General features: G+C 34.2%; 4 protein-coding genes. All 4 read left to right on the top strand.

All coding sequences use genetic code 11. From position 1 onward, the window contains the following. Positions 1-72: 72 nt before the first annotated feature. A complete protein-coding gene (gene rpsJ, locus IHO40_RS04340; RefSeq protein ID WP_225536932.1) occupies positions 73-426 on the top strand; it encodes a 30S ribosomal protein S10 in 354 nt (117 codons plus the stop codon). Continuing rightward, positions 423-1,148 carry a 50S ribosomal protein L3 gene (gene rplC / locus IHO40_RS04335; RefSeq protein ID WP_225536930.1) on the top strand — a complete coding sequence of 242 codons (726 nt, stop codon included), beginning with the start codon at positions 423-425 and terminating at the stop codon, positions 1,146-1,148. Before rpsJ ends, rplC begins: the two co-directional genes overlap by 4 nt. A 2-nt stretch (positions 1,149-1,150) precedes the next feature. Beyond that, positions 1,151-1,765 (top strand): 50S ribosomal protein L4, encoded by a 615-nt coding sequence (gene rplD / locus IHO40_RS04330; protein WP_225536929.1) that lies wholly within the window; start codon positions 1,151-1,153, stop codon positions 1,763-1,765. Then, positions 1,762-1,981, top strand: a 220-nt coding sequence (locus tag IHO40_RS04325) for a 50S ribosomal protein L23 (RefSeq protein WP_225536928.1), incomplete at its 3' end; no start/stop codon positions are given. The genes rplD and IHO40_RS04325, both read left to right, overlap by 4 nt.

Raw genomic sequence — 1,981 nt, 5'->3', positions numbered from 1 at the left:
ATAAGAGAGGGTGGTAGAACTGTTGGTTCTGGTGTTGTTTCTGAAATTTTGGAGTAGGCGGTGGTGACTGAAATAGAGCAAGTTGCATATATCATAAGCAAAGCTTTTGATTGTTCAAAATTAGAGAAATATGTTAGAGAGTTTGTTCGTGGATTTAAGGACAAATTTAAACATTCTGATGCAAAGCTATCAGGCCCAGTTGCATTGCCAAGAGATAATTTTAAATTCGATGTTGGTAGGTCTCCTCATGTTGATAAAAAATCTCATGAACAATTTGAAAAGAGAACTTCTGAGCGTCTGATTATTCTATATGGCCTTACCCCTGCTATGATGCAGATGCTTGGAGATTCATCGTTTTTTCCTCCCCCTCCTCCTGGTGTAGAAATTTATTTAAAGATTAAGAAAGTCTTTAGGAAAGGAAAATGAAAAGGATGAATCTGTTGAAAAGAATTGGTTTATTGATGACAAATATTGGTCATACTGCTATATACTCTGATAGTGGTCGCATAGTTGTAACTTTATTGCATCTTAGTGAAACTTGTATTGTTGATGTGAAAGAGCAAAATAAATGTGGTTATAATTCGGTTGTTTTAGGTACTGGAGATTTTAAAAATATTGCAAGGCCTCAGTTAGAATACTTAAAGAAGAGAGGAATAAATACTAGATATAGACTATATGAAAGTAGATTGAGTGATCTCTCAGGAATAGAGTGTGGTAAAAGAGTGGGGGTTAACCATTTTGTAGTTGGTCAATATCTTGATATTACAGGTTATTCTATAGGTAAGGGGTTTGCTGGTGTAATGAAGCGATATAATTTCGGTGGGCTTGGGGCATCTCACGGTGTTTCTATTGCTCATAGGTCGCAAGGTTCTACCGGTCAATGTCAGGATCCTGGTAGGGTATTTAAAGGAAAGAAAATGGCTGGTCATTTAGGCAGCAGTAGAGTAACTGTACATAACATGAAAATATTATCTATCGATCATGAAAATAGTATAATTGCTGTAAAAGGTAACAACGTTCCTGGATTTAGAAATTCTTACATCTTTGTGAGAGATGCAGTTAAAAAGCCTTTACATAAAGATATTTCTTTTTCGGTAGGTCTACTGTTAGGCGGAAATGATGATAATGCTAGTGGTTTGGTAAATTAGTTATGGAATGTAAATTAGTTAATCTATCTAATGATAACATAGGTGTCGCTCAGCTTAACCCTTCGATATTTTTCGTTAAGCAAAAATTGGGTATTTTGCATGATATAGTTAGATGGCAATTAGCAAAGAGAAGAGCTGGTACTCACAAAGCAAAAGGCATCAGTGATGTTTCTGGTACAACAGCTAAGCCTTATAGTCAAAAACGCACTGGTAGAGCAAGACAAGGAAGCTTGCGTTCTCCTCAGTTTAGGGGTGGTGGAGTTATTTTTGGTCCTGTTGTTAGGAGTCATGCCTATTCTCTTAACAAAAAAGTACGCAAGTTTGGTTTAAAAATTGCTTTATCTCTAAAATATTTTAATAATCAATTAATCATTCTTGATAATTTGAATATTGACGTGAAGAAAACATCTGAAATGTGTAAGTATATTAAAAATTTCAAATTTTCTTCCTTTCTGATAGTCGGTGATTATGGAGATGGATTGCTACGTGCTACTAGAAACCTGCATCATGTAAACTTGATCAAGCCTATCGGATTGAATGTTTTTGATATATTAAATCACGAGTGTATAATGTTGACAAGTGATGCTTTAAAATATCTTGAAGGTAGATTATTATGATTAAATACAATAATATAATAAAATATCCTATAATTACGGAAAAAGCCTCTTTTTTAAGGGAGAAATTTAATAAATATTCTTTGTATGTTTCTGTGGATGCAAATAAGTATAAAATAAAGTTGGCGATAGAGTCTCTATTTAGCGTTAAAGTTTCCCCTATAAATATTGTTAGAGTTAAACCTAAACGTAGACGCTTTAGAGGCGTGGTTGGCTATG

It is taken from the genome of Wolbachia endosymbiont of Mansonella ozzardi, assembly GCF_020278625.1.
GTDB lineage: Bacteria > Pseudomonadota > Alphaproteobacteria > Rickettsiales > Anaplasmataceae > Wolbachia.
The sequence above is the reverse complement of the archived record's forward strand: the minus strand, read 5'-3'. Positions and strand labels throughout refer to the sequence as shown.

Coding starts and splice junctions, on each gene's coding strand:
- rplD (WP_225536929.1), top strand. CDS start 1,151: ATGGAATGTAAATTAGTTAATCTATCTAATGATAACATAGGTGTCGCT.
- rplC (WP_225536930.1), top strand. CDS start 423: ATGAAAAGGATGAATCTGTTGAAAAGAATTGGTTTATTGATGACAAAT.